This is a genomic window from Pontibacterium sp. (assembly GCF_041587635.1).
Classification (GTDB): Bacteria; Pseudomonadota; Gammaproteobacteria; order Pseudomonadales; family Balneatricaceae; genus Pontibacterium.
Genome location: NZ_JBFGYC010000597.1, coordinates 1 through 2,368, shown reverse-complemented (window position 1 = coordinate 2,368; position 2,368 = coordinate 1). Strand labels below are relative to the sequence as shown.

1 protein-coding gene and 1 pseudogene are annotated in these 2,368 nt (G+C 51.4%); one reads left to right on the top strand and one right to left on the bottom strand.

The features are described from left to right. The first annotated feature begins 560 nt into the window (after nt 1-560). Complete coding sequence (locus tag ABYW01_RS19585) at nt 561-1,352, top strand: hypothetical protein (protein ID WP_372836053.1); 792 nt, start codon at nt 561-563, stop codon at nt 1,350-1,352. Between the two features lie 54 nt (nt 1,353-1,406). On the opposite strand, the pseudogene ABYW01_RS19580 reads toward ABYW01_RS19585, so the two are convergent. Continuing rightward, nucleotides 1,407-2,368 (bottom strand): annotated as a pseudogene (locus tag ABYW01_RS19580) (hypothetical protein); the annotation flags it as partial.

Sequence of the window (2,368 nt, the reverse complement as noted above, 5' to 3'; positions counted from 1 at the left end):
TAAGCTATTGAGATCCCTGTGAACCCTGATATGAGATACGTACCGTTCTCAGCCTCCCAATGGCCTCGAGCACGTCTGTCAGTTCACTTTTTCTTTCGTTAATACATCCTTTTTACGCGCGTCCCTGACTTTTGGCAATAGGGCACCCTTGGGACTTTCCCCGATCTTTGTTCATACCCCAGACTGAGAGGCGTTTAACTGCTATTCAACGATTACGGGATAGTGATGCCTGTGCACTTCTCCCAGTCTCTGTACATGGCTATCGCCGCATTCAGGGCAACGTATACCACCCGCCGGTTTGAACACCTGAGCTGACACAACCGCCTCCTCTGCCAATACGTCCTTGTCAGCCGACAGCTGAGCGCGGATCTAGGCCGAGGCACCTGGAAGTATGCCGAGCAAAAATTTACACACATGTATTAAACCGGGGAGGCAATGCTGTCCGCAGTCCCTTGAACGATCTCTAAAACGCCTCTGAGTAGAAGTGAGGCTGAATAGACTGCCCTGTCTATACTTCATAGCAACGTGTTCAGGAATTATTGCTGAATTAGGGTGTCGCTATGCAGAACTTACGATCTGCTTTAATCACCGCCGCCACAGCTAGCTTGTTACTTTCGCCGTCGACTGTTATTGCCGAGGAGCTGTTGGTCGGTAAAGCATGCCCTGTCAGTTACCAACAAGAGAATATCGATATTCTGGTGTTTTCTAAGGAGTGGTATCACAGTAGCCGTGATAATGCCTCTTACATCGCGAGTGATAACGCCACGGGTGTCGGTTTGGAGATCCATCTGTTTGCGAATAAAGCCGGTCACCTAACCGGGGATAACACAGCACGCTGTGACCAATACCGTTTGTTACAGGTTCGTAGTACCACCGCGCGGCTGTTTGACGGAGAAAGCGCCGTTCAGATCGATGTTCCTGATGAGTTTGATAATCCTTTCTATGACAATGCGCCGTTGGAACACGGTTACGGTATGCATCTCACACCCGAAGATGATCGGGATAAACCCTGGAGCGGTCGCCCTACCCGCGCATCTACTGTAGCGATCTACGACACGCCTTACGTGTCAGATGCATACGGTGTGGAGGGGAAGAACATCAACGTTCAGTTTGAGACCTGTGTCGTGTGCGAACAGGAAGATCGTTACGATACCCTTCTTGCCTGCGGTACATGGGGATATACGCGTGACTATATGGGCGGTAGCACTGGATGGACCGAGCCAGAGTTTACTGGCGTGCAATGTAATGCGACCCCAAGCACGACCTTTCAACAGGCGCTGATCCGTTCTCATCGGGTGGAGTACGCGTACTGGCTCGACTGGCGAACATCATCACAGGCGGTAACACGTTAATCAGATTACCCGCATAACAGCACGTGCGGGCAACCTGATAGTAACGCCAGACGGTCAGACCGCCATATCAACTTGCTGCACGGTTCCCACATCTCCGGCTTCCGTGAGATAGAAGCCACTGGCCCTGACCCGACCATTTTGCTGATTGTCTTCACCTTTCACATCAAACGGGGTTTCTGTGGATCCGAGGTAAATGGCACCTATATCCCGATCTGCCAGGGATTCCAATTTGTCCTCACCGAGTGTTTTAGTCCAGATCTGCAGATCATCGAAGATGCTGTCAGCTTCGTCGATGTAGTTGTTCCCATCTTCATCATACTGCGCCAGATCGGCAAAGCCGTTACCTGACAGCGCACCAAACAGCTCTGTACCGTCGTTGATCACACCGTCGTCATTTTTATCCAGCGCCAGCATTCCGCTGTTGGTAAAGTAACTGATCAGTTCATCTTCACCATCTGCATCCAGATCAAAGTTAAACTTTTCATCAGACAAGTCTGCAGCATTGCCTTCAAAGTTGATCACCAGAGGGTCGGTAAAGCTGACTTGCTGCGTCACTTCAACGGTACGGGTTTCTGAATAACTGCGCTCCATCGACATTTCCAACGCAAAGTCGATCTCCCGACCATCGGCGGTTGTCACCGAACCACAGCTATTGAAGCTACTGCACTCGTACTCTTCGACCGTTTCAGTGACATTGAAGGTCATGGTCAGCATATTCGCCTGCCCACCAACAGGTGCGCCCTCGGCTTTTACGGCCACGTTTTCAGGGACACCGGCAAGCTCATCTTGATTGATATCGGCCATCAGCACCTTGCGCCCACTGATCGCTTCCAGCAACCCGCGAAACAGACGATCACGGGTAATCTCCTGCTGCTGAGCCAGTGAGTTATCCTCTGAATCTCCGGTATTAAATTCGTAGCCGTTTTCGGTCATCACCAGAATAGAAGGCGTTGTCGATTCGCCTCCCTCACCAGTGGCACCTTCGGCTGGCGTGGTTGCTGAAGCTCCTGCACCAC

Excerpts from the sequence above, each read along its gene's own strand:
- ABYW01_RS19585 (WP_372836053.1), top strand. The coding sequence starts at position 561 with ATGCAGAACTTACGATCTGCTTTAATCACCGCCGCCACAGCTAGCTTG.